The sequence below is a fragment of the Methylobacterium sp. 13MFTsu3.1M2 genome, assembly GCF_900112625.1.
Lineage (GTDB): Bacteria > Pseudomonadota > Alphaproteobacteria > Rhizobiales > Beijerinckiaceae > Methylobacterium.
The window spans coordinates 177,416-192,856 of record NZ_FOMM01000012.1 but is presented as its reverse complement, the minus strand read 5'-3'; the positions used below and the strand labels follow the sequence as shown (position 1 = coordinate 192,856).

Below are 15,441 nucleotides of genomic sequence, written 5' to 3'. Positions count from 1 at the left end.
GCGGCTCGGCGGCTCGCGCTCAGTCGGCAACGCGCTCCACGCGGGACAGGAGGCACCCGGGCCGCGCCGTGTGGATGTTGACGAAGCGGGTGCGCGGATCGTCGAGGGCGCGGCGGAGCGGAATCTCGGCCTCGCTCCCGGGACAGACCTGCCCGAGATCGTAGAGGCAGAGATGGTCCGCGTCGTAGGCACGGACCGAGACCAGCGTGTTCGCGCGGACGATCGGCGCGAGGCCGTCGGCCGCCTCGGCGCGCGGGCACTCGTCCGCGTGCAGGAAGATCGGACTGGGTGTCCAGTAGATCCCGCGCGGCTCGGGCAGATCGTAGGATCCGAGCAGCATGGTCTCGCCGGGCCGGCCGAGCCGCAGGCAGTGTCGGCAGGGAAAGCCGCCATCCGCCGTCGCGACGACCCGACGGACCGGTTTGCCCCGGTCGTCAAGGCCGGTGGTACGGAAGCGATCGGCGGTCTCCGTCGGGATCGGAACGCAGCGATAACGGGTCATGGTGCACCTCCGGGACGGGCCCTAAGCTCCGTCCCGGCGCGCCGCATCCCGCTTCTTGCTGCGCAATCCGGAACGCTCCGCGGCCGCCGCGGGCGTCTCAGGCCGGGGTCGCGTCGCCGGCCGCGAGGGCGTGGCAGTACACGTCGACCGCACCCTTGCCCTTCAGCGTCACCGGGCCGATCGGCCGGACGTGGCGCGGGTCCGGCAGGCGCGCGAAGGCCTCGCGCGACAGGTGCAGCGCGCACCCGTCGCCGAGGCCCGCGAGCCGGGCGGCGACGTTCACGGTGTCGCCCCACAGGTCGAAGGTGAACTTCGTTCGGCCGACGATGCCGCCGACGACCGGCCCGATGTGGATGCCGCCGCGGATTCGCCAGCCCGGCTCGCCCTCGGCCGCGATCGCCACCATGTCGGCGGCGCAGCGGATGGCGGCGGAGACCGGGTCGTCGTGCGGCCGCAGCAGGTTGGCCGTGGCCATGAAGGCGTCGCCGATCGTCTTGATGTTCTCCAGGCCGCGCGCCTGCGCGACCACCTCGAAGGCCTCCGCGAGGCGCTGGATCTCCGCGACGACGACGTCCGGGCTCTGGTCGTGGCACCACGTGGTGAAGCCGACGAGGTCGATGAACAGGACGGCGACGTCGCCGAACAGCCGTGGCTTGACCTGCCCGGTCTCCATCAGCTCCGCCACCGCCGAGACCGGCAGGATGGCGTGCAGGAGTTCGTCGGCGCGCTTGCGCTCGCGCTCGATGGTCCGCAGATGCGCCACCTCGCGGTCGTGCGCCCGCTTCCGCTCCAGGCAGGACCGGATTCGCGCCTCCAGGATCACGGGCTCGAAGGGCTTCGGCAGGTAGTCGAAGGCGCCGAGCTCGATGCACCGGACGATGCTGCCGATCTCCATGAGCGCGGAGATCATCACGACGGGCGTGTGGCGCCACGCCTCGTGGGCCTTCATCCGCTCGAGCACGGCGTAGCCGTCCAGGGCCGGCATCATCACGTCGAGGAGCACGAGGTCGAACGGCTCCTCGCTCAGCCGATCGAGGGCCGCCCGCCCGTTCGCCGCCCGCACGCTGGCGTGGCCGAGGAGTTCCAGCTCCTGCTCCAGCAGGTCGAGGTTGAAGGGCTCATCGTCGACGATGAGGATGCGGGCTGGCTCCACGGGTCCTCCCTTCCTGGCGTGAGACGGCCGCGCTCAGCCGAGCCAGTGCTGCAGCTTCGCGAAGAGCAGGTCCTCGTCGACGGGCTTCGTCATGAAGTCGTCGCAGCCGGCGGCCCGCGCGCGGTCCTCGTCGCCGGTCATCGCGTTGGCGGTGATCGCCATCACGGGGATGGCGGCGGTCGTCGCGTCGGCCTTGATGCGGCGCGTCGCCTCCCAGCCGTCGACGAGCGGCAGCGACAGGTCCATGAGGATGAGATCCGGCCGGTGCGCGATCGCCATGTCCACGCCGGCGGCCCCGTCGACGGCGATCAGAATCTCGTACTCGTCCTCAAGCAGCTGGGTCAGCAGATCGCGGTTGAGCGCGACGTCCTCGACGATGAGAATCCGCTTCATGGGCCGGTCCCGGGCGTCGCGGGCCGCCACGGGCGGGTCGTTGCCGACCTCATCGGTCACCGTCGGCGGTCTCGGTCTCCAGGACCGGCAGCACGCGGCGGACCTCCCGGACCAGGGCGGCGCGATCGAGCCCGCCCTTGTCGATCAGTCCGAGCACCCGTTCCCGGAGCATGCCGCGCTCGGCGGGATCCAGGGACGCGGCGGTCAGGACCACGACGGGGATCGACCGGGCGGCGGGATCCGCCTGCAGGGCGTCCAGGAAGGCGAGGCCGTCCATCCGCGGCATGAGCAGGTCGAGGAGGATGACGCTCGGGCGGGCCTGCGCGATGCGCTCCAGTCCGGCCGCGCCGTCGGCCACCCAGTCGACGGTGCAGTGCTCCGAGTCGAGCAGCTGGCGCACGAGGTCGGGCACGTTGGGATCGTCGTCGATCACGAGGACGCGCTCGTTGTCGGGGGCGATCCGCGCGAGGGCGCCGATCAGGGCCTCCCGCTCGAACGGCTTCACGATGTAGTCGGTCGCGCCGAGCCGGAAGCCGAGCTCCTTCTGGTCGACGATGGAGATCAGCACGACCGGGATGTCCCGGGTCAGCGGATCGGTCTTCAGCGCGTGCAGCACCTGCCAGCCGTCGGTGCCGGGCATCATGATGTCGAGGGTGATGGCCCGCGGCTGCAGCTCCCGAGCCTTGACCAGCCCTTCCTGGCCGCTCGCCGCCCCGACCACCGTGTAGCCGGCATCGGCGAGGTTCTCCTTCAGCAGGTAGACGACGTTGGGATCGTCGTCGATCGCGAGCACGACCTTGGCGCCCGAGCGCGGCGCGGTGACGGCGGCGGGTGCCGGCTTCGGGGGCGGGGGCACCTCGGCGCCGCCGGCGATCCGCGGCGGGATGGTGAGCGTGAAGGTCGATCCCTCGCCCTCGCGGCTCTCGACGCCGATCCGGCCGCCGAGCAGGCGCGCGAGCCGGTGGCTGATCGCGAGCCCGAGCCCGGTGCCGCTGTGGGACCGGGTCGCGCTGTTGTCGACCTGATGGAACTCCTCGAAGATCGCGCTCAGGGCGCCCGCCGGGATGCCGATGCCGGTATCCATCACGGCGAACTCGATGCCCTCATCGACCGAGCGGACGCGGAGCGTGACCGATCCGGCCTCGGTAAACTTGATGGCGTTGCTGAGCAGGTTGATCAGGATCTGACGTAGCTTCTCCTCGTCCGTGCGCAGCATCGGGGGCGGGTCCCGGACGTCCCGGACGAGGCGCACGCCCTCGTTCTTGACGAGGGGCTCGACGGTGCGGAGGCACAGGTCGAGGACCGGCTCCAGGGCGAAGTCCGAGGGTTTCACCTCCATGCGCCCCGCCTCGACCTTGGCGAGGTCGAGGATGCTGTTGATCAGCGAGAGCAGGTGCTCGGAACTCGCCAGGATCTTCTCGAGATTCTCGAACTGCTTGACCGGCAGGACATCCTTCGCCCGCCGCATCACCAGCCGGGTGAAGCCGATGATCGCGTTGAGCGGCGTCCGCAATTCGTGGCTCATGTTGGCGAGGAAGCTGCTCTTGGCGCGGCTCGCCTCCTCGGCCGCCTCCTTCGCCTGACGCAGGCTCTCCTCGGCCTGCTTGCGCTCGATCACGCGGCCGAGCTGCGCGCCGATATTGCTCATGACCCGGAGCAGCGAGGCGTCCGGCGGGGACGCGTCACGGGCGAAGAACTCCAGTACCGCGACGACGTCGCGCCCGACCGTCACCGGAAAGGCGAACCCCGCCCGGATGCCGTGCTCGACCGCCGCCGGCGCGCGCGGGTCCGCGGCCAGCGTCGGGTCCCCGACGCTCCATTCCGGCGCGCCCGAGACCAGAACGCGGCCGGCCAGGCCCGATCCGGCGGCCAGCGACGTGGCGGCCGTGGCAGCCTGGAATCGCGCGACATCCGCGCCGGGGTCGCAGTGCCAGATGCCGGTCGGGAGCAGCGTCCGCGTCCCGTCCCGGGCCAGGATATGGGCGTGACCGACGGGCCAGCCGGCGTGCTGCGCGACGCGCTCGAGGCAGAAGCGCAGGGCGTCCTCGACCGTCGGGGCCTCGTTGGCGGCCGCGGCGGCGGCCTGGAGCAGCTCGACGAAGGCGGTCTGCTTCTGCAGCGCCAGCTCGGCCTCCTTGCGCTCGGTGATGTCGCTCCAGGACTCGACCACCTCGACGGGCTGGCCCGTCGCGTCCCGCAGGAGGCGCTGCTCGTCCCGGACCCAGCGATAGGTGCCGTTGGCGTGCCGGAACCGGTACTCGATGACGTTGTGCCCGTCCGCGAGCAGGTGCGGGAACTCGGCGAGCACCCGGTCCCGGTCGTCCGGGTGAAGCCGCTCCAGCCAGAATTCCGGGCCCGCCAGGTAATCGCCGGGCTCGTAGCCGAGGAGATCGCGCACGTTCTCGCTGATGAAGGTCGGCGCGTTGCGGCCCCCCACCTCGAAGCTGCAGATCATCGACGGGGACGCGGTGAGCAGGTAGGTCAGCCGCCCCTGCGTCGCCTGGAGCACCTGCTCGGCGCGCTTGATCTCGGTCACGTCGGTGTAGACCGCGACGACGCCGCCGTCGTTGGTCTTGCGCTCGTTGACCTGGACCCAGCGGCCGTCGACGCGCTGCTGGAGAAGCGGACCGCGCGGCGCGCGGTAATGGGCGATGCGCTCGGCGACCCAGGCCTCGACGCTCATCCCGTCCGGCCGTACGACGCAGGTCTCCGCGACGGCGTTGGCGATGGCCTCGAAGGTCACGCCGGGCACGATGATGGCCGACAGGCCGGGATGGAAATCCTGGAAGTGCCCGTTGCACAGGACGAGGCGATCGTCCGGGTCGAACAGCGCGAAGCCCTCCGAGCTGCTCTCGATCGCCTCGACGAGCTTCTGCTTGGCGACCCCGGCCTCGTCGAGAGGCCCGGCGCTCCGGCTAGGGCCGGCGTCGGCGGCCCGACCTGTCTCGCTGGGTGATCCGGCCGGCGCGTGGGACATACCTCGAACCACTCCGACACCGACGCGCCAGGGGTGACGCCTTGCCCTGCCAAGCCTGATCTGCGCGATGCCCGAGGGCGCGCAATTCATTATTCGGCACCGTCGCATGGTCTATTTTGCGGATCAAGCTGTACGGGAATCGCTGTCCCGCCCCAGTCACGGGCTCGCCGTTCGTCGCCCGGTTCGTCGCCCGTCTGCCGGCTTCTCGCTTCCAATCCCGTCCGGAACGCATCGGTGCCATGTCTCGGCGCGGCGTGGCGGCACGCCGAGAAGGTGTATCTTCCGTGAAAACGGAGGAAACGATGGCTTACAAGATCACTTTTCGCCGCGGAAAACGCGAGAGCTTCACCAAGCTGTGGCCGTGCGACCTCGAGGCGGCGACGGCCTACGCGCTCGCGCAGCTCCCCCTGCAGCAGCGCGAGAACGGGGCGACCTCTGTCACCGTGGTCTGCGAGCGGACCGGCGAGGTCGTGTTCAACTCGACCGAGCAGCCCGAGGCCGCGACGGTCTAGGGCGTCGCCCGGCCGCGGACCGGACGCTCCCGGAGGGGCTGCGTCGTGCCACCAGATCCCCTCCGTGCGCCCGAGACCGTCCCGGCCTCGGTGGGCCGCGCCGAACCGGGATCCGGCGCCCACGACTTACCGCCGCGCGTCCTGCACGCGCTCGATCCGCGCTTTCTCGGGCTGACGGGCGCGCCGGCCCCCCATCCTGATGACATCCCTATGCCGGACGCCCCGCACGCGTCTTGGTCCCTCACGGCCGATGCGGACGTGGTCGCGCCATCGGGCATCAGCCCGGATGGAGCCTCCGCATGCCGATCGTCCGTTACATCCTCGCCGAGTGCAGGGCCGACCGCGTCTTCGCGCTGATGGTCGTCGCCCTCGGCGGGTGGTCCGCCGTGTCCCTCGCGCTGCTCGCGCTGAACGTCTTCGAACCCCTGCAGGTCCAGTGAGCCCCGGAGCCGCGCCGCCCTGTCGCGGCGACGCCGCGTCGCCGTCCGGCACGGCACCCCCGGGGTTATCCATCCAACCGCTGGCGGGCCGCTGCCGCGTCTGCGGCCTCGCCTTCGGCGGCATCCTCGGCCGCGAGGCGGGGGTGATCCGGCTCGATCGCGCCCGGTGGCGCCGTCTCTGCCCGGGCGCGGCGTGGCTGACCGTGCCGGCCGCCTGCGCGGGTCTCCGGGCCAGCTTCGGCGGGAACGCCGGATCCTAACGCGGCCCTTATAAACTCCCGCCCGGTCCTCGCTCGAACCCTAACGCGGTTCCCGGCGACACTGCTGGTCGGCCAAGGCCGGCCGCGGAGCCTCCGCTGCCGGTCCGCCGAACCGGACCCGACCACCATGCTCGACATCGTCTTCCTCGCAGGGGGCCTCGCCTTCTTCGCCGCGGCGGCCGGCTACGCGGCCGCCTGCGACCGGCTCTGAGAGAGGCCGCCATGACCCTCGATCTCGCCCTCGGCGCCTGCGTGACCGCCGGCCTCCTCGTCTACCTCACCTACGCCCTCGTCCGCCCCGAGCGGTTCTGAGCGGCCCTGACGGATCTCCCCCATGACCCTCAACGGCTGGATCCAGATCGCGCTGTACAGCGCGATCGTTCTGGCGCTCGTGAAGCCCCTCGGGTCGTACATGACCCGCGTCTTCACCGGAGAGCGCACCCTCCTCTCGCCCGTGCTCGGACCGATCGAGCGCGGGCTCTACCGCGTGTCCGGCATCGATGACCGCCAGGAGCAGCACTGGCTGGCCTATACGGGCGCGGTCATCCTGTTCCACGTGCTGGGCTTCGCGGTGCTCTACGCGATCCTGCGCCTGCAGGCGGTACTGCCGCTGAATCCGGCCGATCAGAGCGCGGTGGCGCCGGATCTCGCGTTCAACACGTCGACCAGCTTCATCACCAACACCAACTGGCAGTCCTACGGCGGCGAGACCACGCTGTCGTACCTGTCCCAGATGCTGGGCCTGACGCACCAGAACTTTCTGTCGGCGGCGACCGGCATCGCGGTCGCGGTGGCGCTGATCCGCGGGTTCGCCCGCGCCTCCAGCGGCACGATCGGCTCGTTCTGGGTCGATGTGACCCGCGCGACCCTCTACGTGCTGCTGCCGATCTGCATCCCCTACACGCTGTTCCTGGTCTGGCAGGGCATGCCGCAGACGCTCAGCGCCTACGCGGACGCCACGACGCTGGAGGGCGCCAAGCAGACCATCGCGCTGGGCCCGGTCGCGAGCCAGGTGGCGATCAAGATGCTCGGCACCAACGGCGGCGGCTTCTTCAACGCCAACGCCGCGCACCCCTTCGAGAACCCCACCGCCCTGTCGAACTTCGTCCAGATGGTCTCGATCTTCGCGATCGGCGCCGCGCTGACCAACGTCTTCGGCCGCATGGTCGGTGACGAGCGTCAGGGCTGGGCGATCCTCGGCGCCATGGGAATCCTGTTCCTGGCCGGCGTCGCCGTCACCTACTGGGCCGAGGCCAACGGCAGCTCGGTGCTCAGCAGCTTCGGGCTCACCGGCGGCAACATGGAGGGCAAGGAGGTCCGCTTCGGGATCAGCGCCTCGGCGCTGTTCGCGGTGATCACCACCGCGGCCTCCTGCGGCGCGGTGAACGCCATGCACGACTCGTTCACGGCGCTCGGCGGCCTGATCCCGCTGCTCAACATGCAGCTGGGCGAGGTCATCATCGGCGGCGTCGGCGCCGGCCTCTACGGCATGCTGATCTTCGTCATCGTGGCGATCTTCGTGGCGGGCCTGATGGTCGGCCGCACCCCCGAATACCTCGGCAAGAAGATCGAGGCGAAGGAGGTGAAGATGGCCATGCTCGGCATCCTCTGCCTGCCGCTGATGATGCTGGGCTTCACCGCCCTGGCGACGGTGGTGCCGGCGGGCCTCGCCGGCCCGGCCAATGCCGGCCCGCACGGCTTCTCGGAGATCCTCTACGCCTACACGTCGGCGGCGGCCAACAACGGCTCGGCCTTCGGCGGGCTGACGGCCAACACGCTGTTCTACAACAGCACGCTCGCCGTCGGCATGCTGGTCGGCCGGTTCTTCGTGAAGATCCCGGTGCTCGCCATCGCGGGCTCGCTCGCGGCCAAGAAGACGGTCCCGGCCTCGGCGGGCACGTTCCCCACCCACGGTGGCCTGTTCGTCGGGCTGCTGGTCGGCGTCGTGCTGATCATGGGCGGCCTGACCTTCTTCCCGTCGCTCGCGCTCGGCCCCATCGTGGAGCACTTCGCGGGCGCGGCCGGTCAGACCTTCGCGACGGGGGGCTGAGATGCCGCGCGCTTTCCCCGCCCGGCGCGTCCCGCGCCACCACCTCGCGCTGCACCGCTCTCCACTGCGGCACGACCGCGGCGGCGCTCAGCCTCTGCGGACCTCCGACCTCATCCTGGCGCTCCTCGGCGTCGTGATGCTCGGCGGCTTCGCCCTGCTGGCCGCCTACGTGCTCACCCTCGGCGCCGAGGGCTGAGCCTCCGCAACGGTGATCGCGCGCGCAGCGAAGCGCGGCCCTGGGTTGCTTCGCTCCGCTCGCAAGGACGGCAGCCTCACTTCAATCTCTCCTCCGGACATCTCCCATGTCGCGTCAGACGTCATCCCTGTTCAGCGCCGCCCTGATCGGGCCGGCCCTCCTCGGCTCGGTACGAAAACTCGATCCGCGGGCCATGATCCGAAACCCGGTCATGTTCGTGGTCGAGGTCGTGGCGCTCCTCACCACCGTGCTGTTCGTCCGCGACCTCGTCACCGGCGGCAGCGACCTGCTCTTCTCGGGCCAGATCATCCTCTGGCTGTGGTTCACCCTGATCTTCGCCAACTTCGCCGAGGCGCTCGCGGAGGGTCGCGGCAAGGCCCAGGCCGACAGCCTGCGGCGCACCCGCACCGAGATGACCGCCAAGCGCCTCATTGGGCAGGGCCGGGCCTTCGAGACGGTGCCGGGCACCTCGCTCAAGGTCGGCGACGTCGTCCTGGTCGAGGCCGGAGACCTGATCCCGTCCGACGGCGAGGTGATCGAGGGCGTCGCCTCCGTGAACGAGGCGGCCATCACGGGCGAATCCGCTTCGGTGATCCGAGAATCCGGCGGCGACCGTTCGGCGGTAACCGGCGGCACGCAGGTCCTCTCGGACGAGATCAAGGTCCGCATCACGGCCGCGGCCGGCTCGACCTTCGTCGACCGGATGATCGCGCTCGTGGAGGGCGCCTCGCGCCAGAAGACGCCGAACGAGATCGCCCTGAACATCCTGCTCGCCGGCCTCACCATCGTGTTCGTCTTCGCGGTGGCCTCGATCCCCAGCTTCGCGAGCTACGCGGGCGGGTCGATCCCCGTGATCGTTCTGGTCGCCCTGTTCGTCACGCTGATCCCGACGACAATCGGCGCGCTGCTCTCGGCGATCGGCATCGCCGGGATGGACCGGCTGGTCCGCTTCAACGTGCTCGCCATGTCGGGCCGCGCCGTGGAGGCGGCGGGCGACGTCGACACGCTGCTCCTCGACAAGACCGGCACGATCACCCTCGGCAACCGGCAGGCCACCGAGTTCCGCCCCGTCCGCGGCGTCACCGCGCAGGATCTCGCCGACGCGGCGCAGCTCGCCTCGCTCGCCGACGAGACGCCGGAGGGCCGCTCCATCGTGGTGCTGGCCAAGGAGAAGTACGGCATCCGCGCCCGCGACATGGCGAGCCTGAACGCCACCTTCGTGCCGTTCACCGCGCAGTCGCGGATGTCGGGGGTGGATCTGCAGGGCACGTCGATCCGCAAGGGCGCCGTCGATGCCGTCATCGCCTCGGTCTCGGGCCAGCCCATCGCCTCGCGCGGCTCCAACGTCGCCCTGGCCGTCCGCCCCGAGGCCGAGACCGGCGTCGTGACCGAGATCCGCGCCATCGCGGAGGAGATCGCCAAGGCCGGCGGCACCCCGCTCGCCGTGGCCAAGGACGGTCGCCTGCTGGGCGTGGTCTACCTCAAGGACATCGTGAAGGGCGGCATCCGGGAGCGTTTCGCCGAGCTGCGCCAGATGGGCATCCGCACGGTGATGATCACCGGCGACAACCCGATGACCGCGGCGGCGATCGCCGCCGAGGCCGGCGTCGACGACTTCCTCGCCCAGGCGACTCCGGAGGACAAGCTCGCGCTGATCCGCAAGGAGCAGGCGGACGGCAAGCTCGTCGCCATGTGCGGTGACGGCACCAACGACGCCCCGGCGCTGGCCCAGGCCGATGTCGGCGTCGCCATGAACACCGGCACCGTCGCGGCCCGCGAGGCCGGCAACATGGTCGACCTCGACAGCGACCCGACGAAGCTCATCGAGATCGTCGGCATCGGCAAGCAGCTGCTGATGACCCGCGGGGCGCTGACGACCTTCTCGATCGCCAACGACGTGGCCAAGTACTTCGCCATCATCCCGGCGATGTTCCTCACGCTCTACCCGCAGCTCCAGGCGCTGAACGTCATGGGCTTGGCCTCGCCGCAGAGCGCGATCCTGTCGGCGATCATCTTCAATGCGCTCATCATCGTCGCGCTGATCCCGCTGGCCCTGCGCGGCGTCACCTACCGGGCTGTCGGCGCGGCCGCGCTGCTGCGCCGGAACCTCCTGATCTACGGCCTCGGCGGCGTCCTCGTGCCCTTCGTCGGCATCAAGGCCATCGACCTCGCCGTCAGCGCCCTCCACCTCGCCTGAATTGGTCCCCCGGAGACCCGCGATGCTCAACCAGCTTCGCCCCGCCCTGGTCCTGCTCACCGCCCTGACGGCGATCACCGGCCTCGCCTACCCCCTCGCGATGACGGGCCTCGCCGGCGCCATCTTCCCCGCCAAGGCCGCCGGCAGCCTGATCGCGCGCGACGGCACGGTCGTCGGCTCCAGCCTGATCGGCCAGAACTTCACGGGTGCCGGCTACTTCCACGGCCGGCCCTCGGCGACGACGGCGCCGGACCCGTCCGACGCCTCGAAGACGGTGCCGGCGCCCTACAACGCGGCGAACTCCTCGGGCTCGAATCTCGGGCCGACCAGCGCCGCCCTCGCCGAGCGGGTGAAGGCCGATCTCGACGCGCTCAGGGCCGAGAACCCGGATGCGCCCGTCCCGGTCGACCTCGTCACGACCAGCGGCTCGGGCCTCGACCCGGACATCTCGCCCGAGGCCGCCTACTTCCAGGTTCCCCGCGTCGCCAAGGCCCGCAACATCCCGGCGGACAAGCTGCGCGCGCTGGTGTCGTCCCGCATCGAGGCGCGCACCCTCGGCATCCTGGGTGAGCCGCGCGTCAACGTGCTGGCGCTGAACCTCGCGGTCGACGATCTCGCCCGTCGCTGAGGCGCGCCCGGCAGCAGGGGGGACCCCGAAGCTGCGCTGCGGATCCCGCTTCGTCTTTGCGAGCGAAGCGAAGCAATCCAGCCGCGCCACGCGCACCGGCGTCCCGCTGCCCTGGGTTGCTTCGCTCCGCTCGCAATGAGGCGACCATCCCGCGTTGTCCGCGGCGTTTTGCTAAGATGGCGATCATGCCCGAGACCGGCCGCGACCCGACCCGCCCCTCCCCCGACGCCCTGCTCGAAGCGGCGCGCCGGGAGGAGCGGACGCGTGGCCGGCTCAAGGTGTTCCTCGGCGCCGCACCCGGGGTCGGCAAGACCTACGAGATGCTGACCGTCGGGCGGGCGCGGCTGAAGGCAGGCCTCGACGTCGTGGTCGGCGTCGTCGAGACGCACGGCCGCGCCGAGACCGAGGCCCTGCTCGACGGGTTCGAGACGATCCCCCGCCGTTCCGTTCCGTATCACGGCACCGTCCTGCAGGAGATGGACCTCGACGCCTTGCTGGCGCGCCGGCCGGCCCTCGCCTTGGTCGACGAGCTCGCCCACACCAACGCCCCGGGCTCGCGCCACCCGAAGCGCTACCAGGATGTCGAGGAGCTCCTCGACGCCGGTATCGATGTCCTGACGACGCTCAACATCCAGCACGTCGAGAGCCTCAACGACGTGGTGGCGTCGATCACCCGCATCCGGGTGCGCGAGACGGTGCCGGACGGTGTCCTCGACCGGGCCGACGACATCGAGGTCGTGGACCTCAACCCCGACGACCTGATCCAGCGCCTGAAGGACGGCAAGGTCTACATCCCGACGCACGCCGAGCGCGCGCTCAAGCACTACTTCTCGCGCGGCAACCTCACGGCGCTCCGCGAGCTGGCGCTCCGGCGCACCGCCGACCGGGTCGACGACGAGCTGCTCGGCCACATGCGGGCCAACGCGATCGCCGGTCCCTGGGCGGCGGGCGAGCGCGTGCTGGTCTGCGTGAACGAGGATCCCCGCTCCGCCGGCCTCGTGCGCCACGCCAAGCGCCTGGCCGACCGCCTGCACGCCCCCTGGACGGCGCTCTCCATCGAGGGCGCGCGGGCGGCGGCCCTGAGCGAGGCCGAGCGCGACCGCATCGCCGAGGCCCTGCGGCTCGCCGACCGCCTCGGCGGCGACGCCGTCACCCTGCCGGGCGGGCGCCGGATCGCCGACGACGTGCTCGACTACGCGCGCTCGGCCAACGTGAACCACATCGTCGTCGGCAAGGCGAACCGCTCGTGGCTCTTCGAGCTGGTCAACGGATCGGTGGTGTACGACCTCGTGCGGCACAGCGGCGCCATCAGCGTGCACGTCGTCCCCGGCGAGGCCGTCCCCGACGAGAAGCCGGCGCGCCGCGCCGTGGCGGTGACCGCGCCGCGTCCGGGGCGCGACGCGCGGCCCTACGCGATCGCGCTGGCGGCGATCGCCGCGGGCCTCGGCGCGGCCATCGTCGCGGAACCCTACGCGGGCGTCGAGAACGCCGACCTGTTCCTGCTGACCGCGGTCGTGGCGGTGGCGGTGCGCTGGGGCCTCGGGCCGTCCCTCGTCTCGGTGGTGGCGGCCTCGCTCGCCTACAACTTCTTCTTCCTGCCGCCGGTCTACACGCTCACCATCGCCGATCCGACCAACGTCGCGGCGTTCCTGCTCTTCACCCTGGTGGCCGTCCTGGTCTCGAACCTCGCCTCCCGCGCGCGTCGCGTCGCGGTGGTCAGCCAGGGCCGGGCGCGGGCCACGGAACGGCTCTTCGGCTTCTCGCGGAAGCTCGCCGCCTGCGGCACCCTCGACGACGTGCTCTGGGCCACCTGCGCCCAGGTCGCCGCGATGCTGAAGGTGCGCGTCGTCCTCCTGCTGCCGGACGGCCAGGCCGTCACGGTGCGGGCGGGCTACCCGCCCGAGGACATGCTGGACGAGGCCGATCTCGCGGCCGCGCAGTGGGCCTTCGACAACGACCGGCCCGCGGGCCGGGGCGCCGACACGCTGCCGGGCGCCAAGCGCCTGTTCCTGCCGATGCGGACCGGGCGCGGGACGATCGGGGTGATCGGCCTCGATTCCGACGGCACCGGGCCGATCCTGTCGCCTGAGGGCCGCCGCCTCCTCGACGCCCTGGCCGACATGGGCGCCCTCGCCATCGAGCGGGTCCGGCTCGTGGAGGATCTCGACCGGGCCGAGCGCGCGGCCGAGACCGACCGCCTGCGCCAGGCGCTGCTCACCTCGATCAGCCACGACCTGCGCACGCCGCTCGCCTCGGTCCTGGGCGCGGCCAGCACGCTGCGCGACCTCGAGGCGGCGCTGCCCGCGGACGCCAAGGCGGAGTTGCTGGCCACGATCATCGAGGAATCGGAGCGGCTCAACCGCTTCATCGCGAACCTCCTCGACATGACCCGGCTGGAGGCCGGCGCGGTGGCGCCGAACCTCTCCGCGCAGGACGTGGCCGAGACGGTCGACACCGCCCTGCGCCGCACCCAGAAGATCCTCGCCGAACACCGCGTCGCCGTGGAGGTCGAGGCCGACCTGCCGCCGCTGGCGCTCGACCCGGTCCTGTTCGAGCAGGTCCTGGTCAACCTCCTCGACAACGCCGCCAAGTACGCGCCCGAGGGCTCGACCGTGACGGTGCGTGCGCGCCGCGCGGGCGACCGGGTCCGCATCGCCGTGCTGGACGAGGGGGACGGCCTGCCCGAGGCGGATGTCGAGCGGGTCTTCGACAAGTTCTACCGCGTCCGGAAGGGCGACCGTGTCCGGGCCGGCACGGGGCTGGGCCTCGCCATCTCCCGGGGCTTCGTCGAGGCGATGGGCGGCAATGTCACGGCCGAGAACCGTCGCGACCGCTCGGGCGCCTGCTTCACCGTCAGCCTGCCGATTCCGGCCCGGAACGCGCCCAGGGATATCGCCGCATGAGCCCCACGATCCTGGTCGTCGATGACGAGCCGCCGATCCGCAAGCTCCTGCGCATGGGTTTGGCCACGCAGGGCTACGCGATCCTGGAGGCGCCCGATGCCCGGACCGCCCTGGCGCTGCTCGGCCGGGAGGGCGTCGATCTCGTGATCCTCGATCTCGGCCTGCCCGACATGCGCGGCCACGACCTGTTGCGGTCGGTTCGATCGAGCCATCCCGACCTCCCGGTCGTCGTGCTTTCGAGCCGCGACGACGAGAGCGGCAAGGTCGAGGCGCTCGATCTCGGCGCCAACGACTACGTGACCAAGCCGTTCGGCATGGCGGAGCTGCTGGCGCGCCTGCGGGCCGCCATGCGCCACCAGCTTGCCGCGCGCGGCGAGCGGCCGATCTTCCGCGTCGACACCCTGTCCGTCGATCTGGTCCGCCGGATCGTGAAGGTCGACGAGGCCGAGGTGAAGCTGACGCCGCGCGAGTACGATTTCCTGCGCGTCCTGGTCCTGCATGCCGGCAAGGTGCTCACCCACGCGCAGCTGATGCGCTCGGTGCCGTCCTCGTCCGACCCGCAATACCTGCGCGTCTACGTGCGCCAGCTCCGCCAGAAGCTGGAGGCGGACCCCGAGCGGCCGCGGATCTTGCTCACCGAGACCGGCGTCGGCTACCGCCTGCGCGCGCCCGACGACGAGCCGGCCCCGCCGCACCGCGGCGCCGGCGGCGCGACCGCCCACTGATCCCGAGGACGAGCCGATGTGTTCCAGCGCCCGCGATCCCGCGCGATGAGTGTGGACCGGATCCTCGCGCCCTCCGACGCGCTCGTCGGCCTGCGCGCCGCCGGCAAGGGCGCGCTGCTCGAGGAGCTGGCGCGCCGCGCCGCCGGCGCCCTCGGCCTCGCCGCGGAGACGATACTCCCCGCGCTGATCCGGCGCGAGAGCCTAGGCTCGACCGGGGTCGGCGACGGCATCGCCCTGCCGCACGCGCGCCTCGAGGGCATCGCGCGCCCCTACGGGATACTGGCCCGGCTCCGCGACCCGATCGATTTCGACGCGGTCGACGATCGGCCGGTGGACCTCGTCGTCCTGCTGCTGCTCCCGGCCGTCGCCGAGGGCGAGACGCTGAACGCGCTGGCCTGCGTGGCGCGGCGCCTGCGCGACCCCGGGGCCGCCGCGGCGATGCGCGCCGCGCGGGACGCGGCGGCGCTCTACGCGGCCGCGACGGGCCGGTAAGGGCGCCGCGCGG

At 71.6% G+C, this 15,441-nt stretch carries 14 protein-coding genes; 10 read left to right on the top strand and 4 right to left on the bottom strand.

Features of this window, described 5'->3' with window-relative positions; genetic code table 11:
• Positions 1-19: 19 nt before the first annotated feature.
• The 4 genes from BM314_RS13635 to BM314_RS13620 all read right to left on the bottom strand — a co-directional run bounded on the left by BM314_RS13635 (position 20) and on the right by BM314_RS13620 (position 5,025).
• Positions 20-502, bottom strand: coding sequence for a DUF1203 domain-containing protein (locus tag BM314_RS13635; RefSeq protein ID WP_091978458.1), 483 nt, complete (start codon positions 500-502; stop codon positions 20-22).
• Between the two features lie 97 nt (positions 503-599).
• Positions 600-1,655: an adenylate/guanylate cyclase domain-containing protein gene (locus BM314_RS13630; RefSeq protein WP_091978457.1), complete on the bottom strand. Its 1,056-nt coding sequence runs from the start codon at positions 1,653-1,655 to the stop codon at positions 600-602.
• 33 nt (positions 1,656-1,688) lie between these two features.
• Complete coding sequence (locus tag BM314_RS13625) at positions 1,689-2,048, bottom strand: response regulator (protein ID WP_026604690.1); 360 nt, start codon at positions 2,046-2,048, stop codon at positions 1,689-1,691.
• 49 nt (positions 2,049-2,097) lie between these two features.
• A complete protein-coding gene (locus tag BM314_RS13620; protein ID WP_091978456.1) occupies positions 2,098-5,025 on the bottom strand; it encodes a response regulator in 2,928 nt (975 codons plus the stop codon).
• A gap of 302 nt (positions 5,026-5,327) precedes the next feature.
• Here BM314_RS13620 and BM314_RS13615 point away from each other — a divergent pair, with 302 nt between their 5' ends.
• From BM314_RS13615 to BM314_RS13570, 10 genes are all read left to right on the top strand, one after another.
• Entirely contained in the window at positions 5,328-5,537 is a 210-nt protein-coding gene (locus BM314_RS13615; protein ID WP_020091585.1) for a hypothetical protein, read from the top strand.
• A 299-nt stretch (positions 5,538-5,836) separates the two neighbouring features.
• A complete protein-coding gene (locus BM314_RS30595; protein ID WP_170868106.1) occupies positions 5,837-5,977 on the top strand; it encodes a hypothetical protein in 141 nt (46 codons plus the stop codon).
• Between the two features lie 482 nt (positions 5,978-6,459).
• Positions 6,460-6,549 carry a K(+)-transporting ATPase subunit F gene (locus BM314_RS13605; RefSeq protein WP_020091582.1) on the top strand — a complete coding sequence of 30 codons (90 nt, stop codon included), beginning with the start codon at positions 6,460-6,462 and terminating at the stop codon, positions 6,547-6,549.
• 22 nt (positions 6,550-6,571) lie between these two features.
• Positions 6,572-8,287: a potassium-transporting ATPase subunit KdpA gene (kdpA, locus tag BM314_RS13600; protein WP_091978454.1), complete on the top strand. Its 1,716-nt coding sequence runs from the start codon at positions 6,572-6,574 to the stop codon at positions 8,285-8,287.
• A gap of 1 nt (position 8,288) precedes the next feature.
• Positions 8,289-8,483 carry a hypothetical protein gene (locus tag BM314_RS13595; protein ID WP_091978453.1) on the top strand — a complete coding sequence of 65 codons (195 nt, stop codon included), beginning with the start codon at positions 8,289-8,291 and terminating at the stop codon, positions 8,481-8,483.
• Between the two features lie 106 nt (positions 8,484-8,589).
• On the top strand, positions 8,590-10,680 hold the full coding sequence (gene kdpB, locus BM314_RS13590; RefSeq protein WP_091978452.1) for a potassium-transporting ATPase subunit KdpB: 2,091 nt from the start codon (positions 8,590-8,592) through the stop codon (positions 10,678-10,680).
• Positions 10,681-10,702: 22 nt separating this feature from the next.
• On the top strand, positions 10,703-11,308 hold the full coding sequence (locus tag BM314_RS13585; protein ID WP_091978451.1) for a K(+)-transporting ATPase subunit C: 606 nt from the start codon (positions 10,703-10,705) through the stop codon (positions 11,306-11,308).
• 185 nt (positions 11,309-11,493) lie between these two features.
• Positions 11,494-14,211 carry a sensor histidine kinase gene (locus BM314_RS13580; protein WP_091978485.1) on the top strand — a complete coding sequence of 906 codons (2,718 nt, stop codon included), beginning with the start codon at positions 11,494-11,496 and terminating at the stop codon, positions 14,209-14,211.
• A complete protein-coding gene (locus BM314_RS13575; RefSeq protein WP_091924434.1) occupies positions 14,208-14,936 on the top strand; it encodes a response regulator in 729 nt (242 codons plus the stop codon). The genes BM314_RS13580 and BM314_RS13575 overlap by 4 nt, the downstream gene beginning before the upstream one ends.
• A gap of 45 nt (positions 14,937-14,981) precedes the next feature.
• Complete coding sequence (locus BM314_RS13570; protein ID WP_056521681.1) at positions 14,982-15,428, top strand: PTS sugar transporter subunit IIA; 447 nt, start codon at positions 14,982-14,984, stop codon at positions 15,426-15,428.
• Positions 15,429-15,441: the final 13 nt, after the last annotated feature.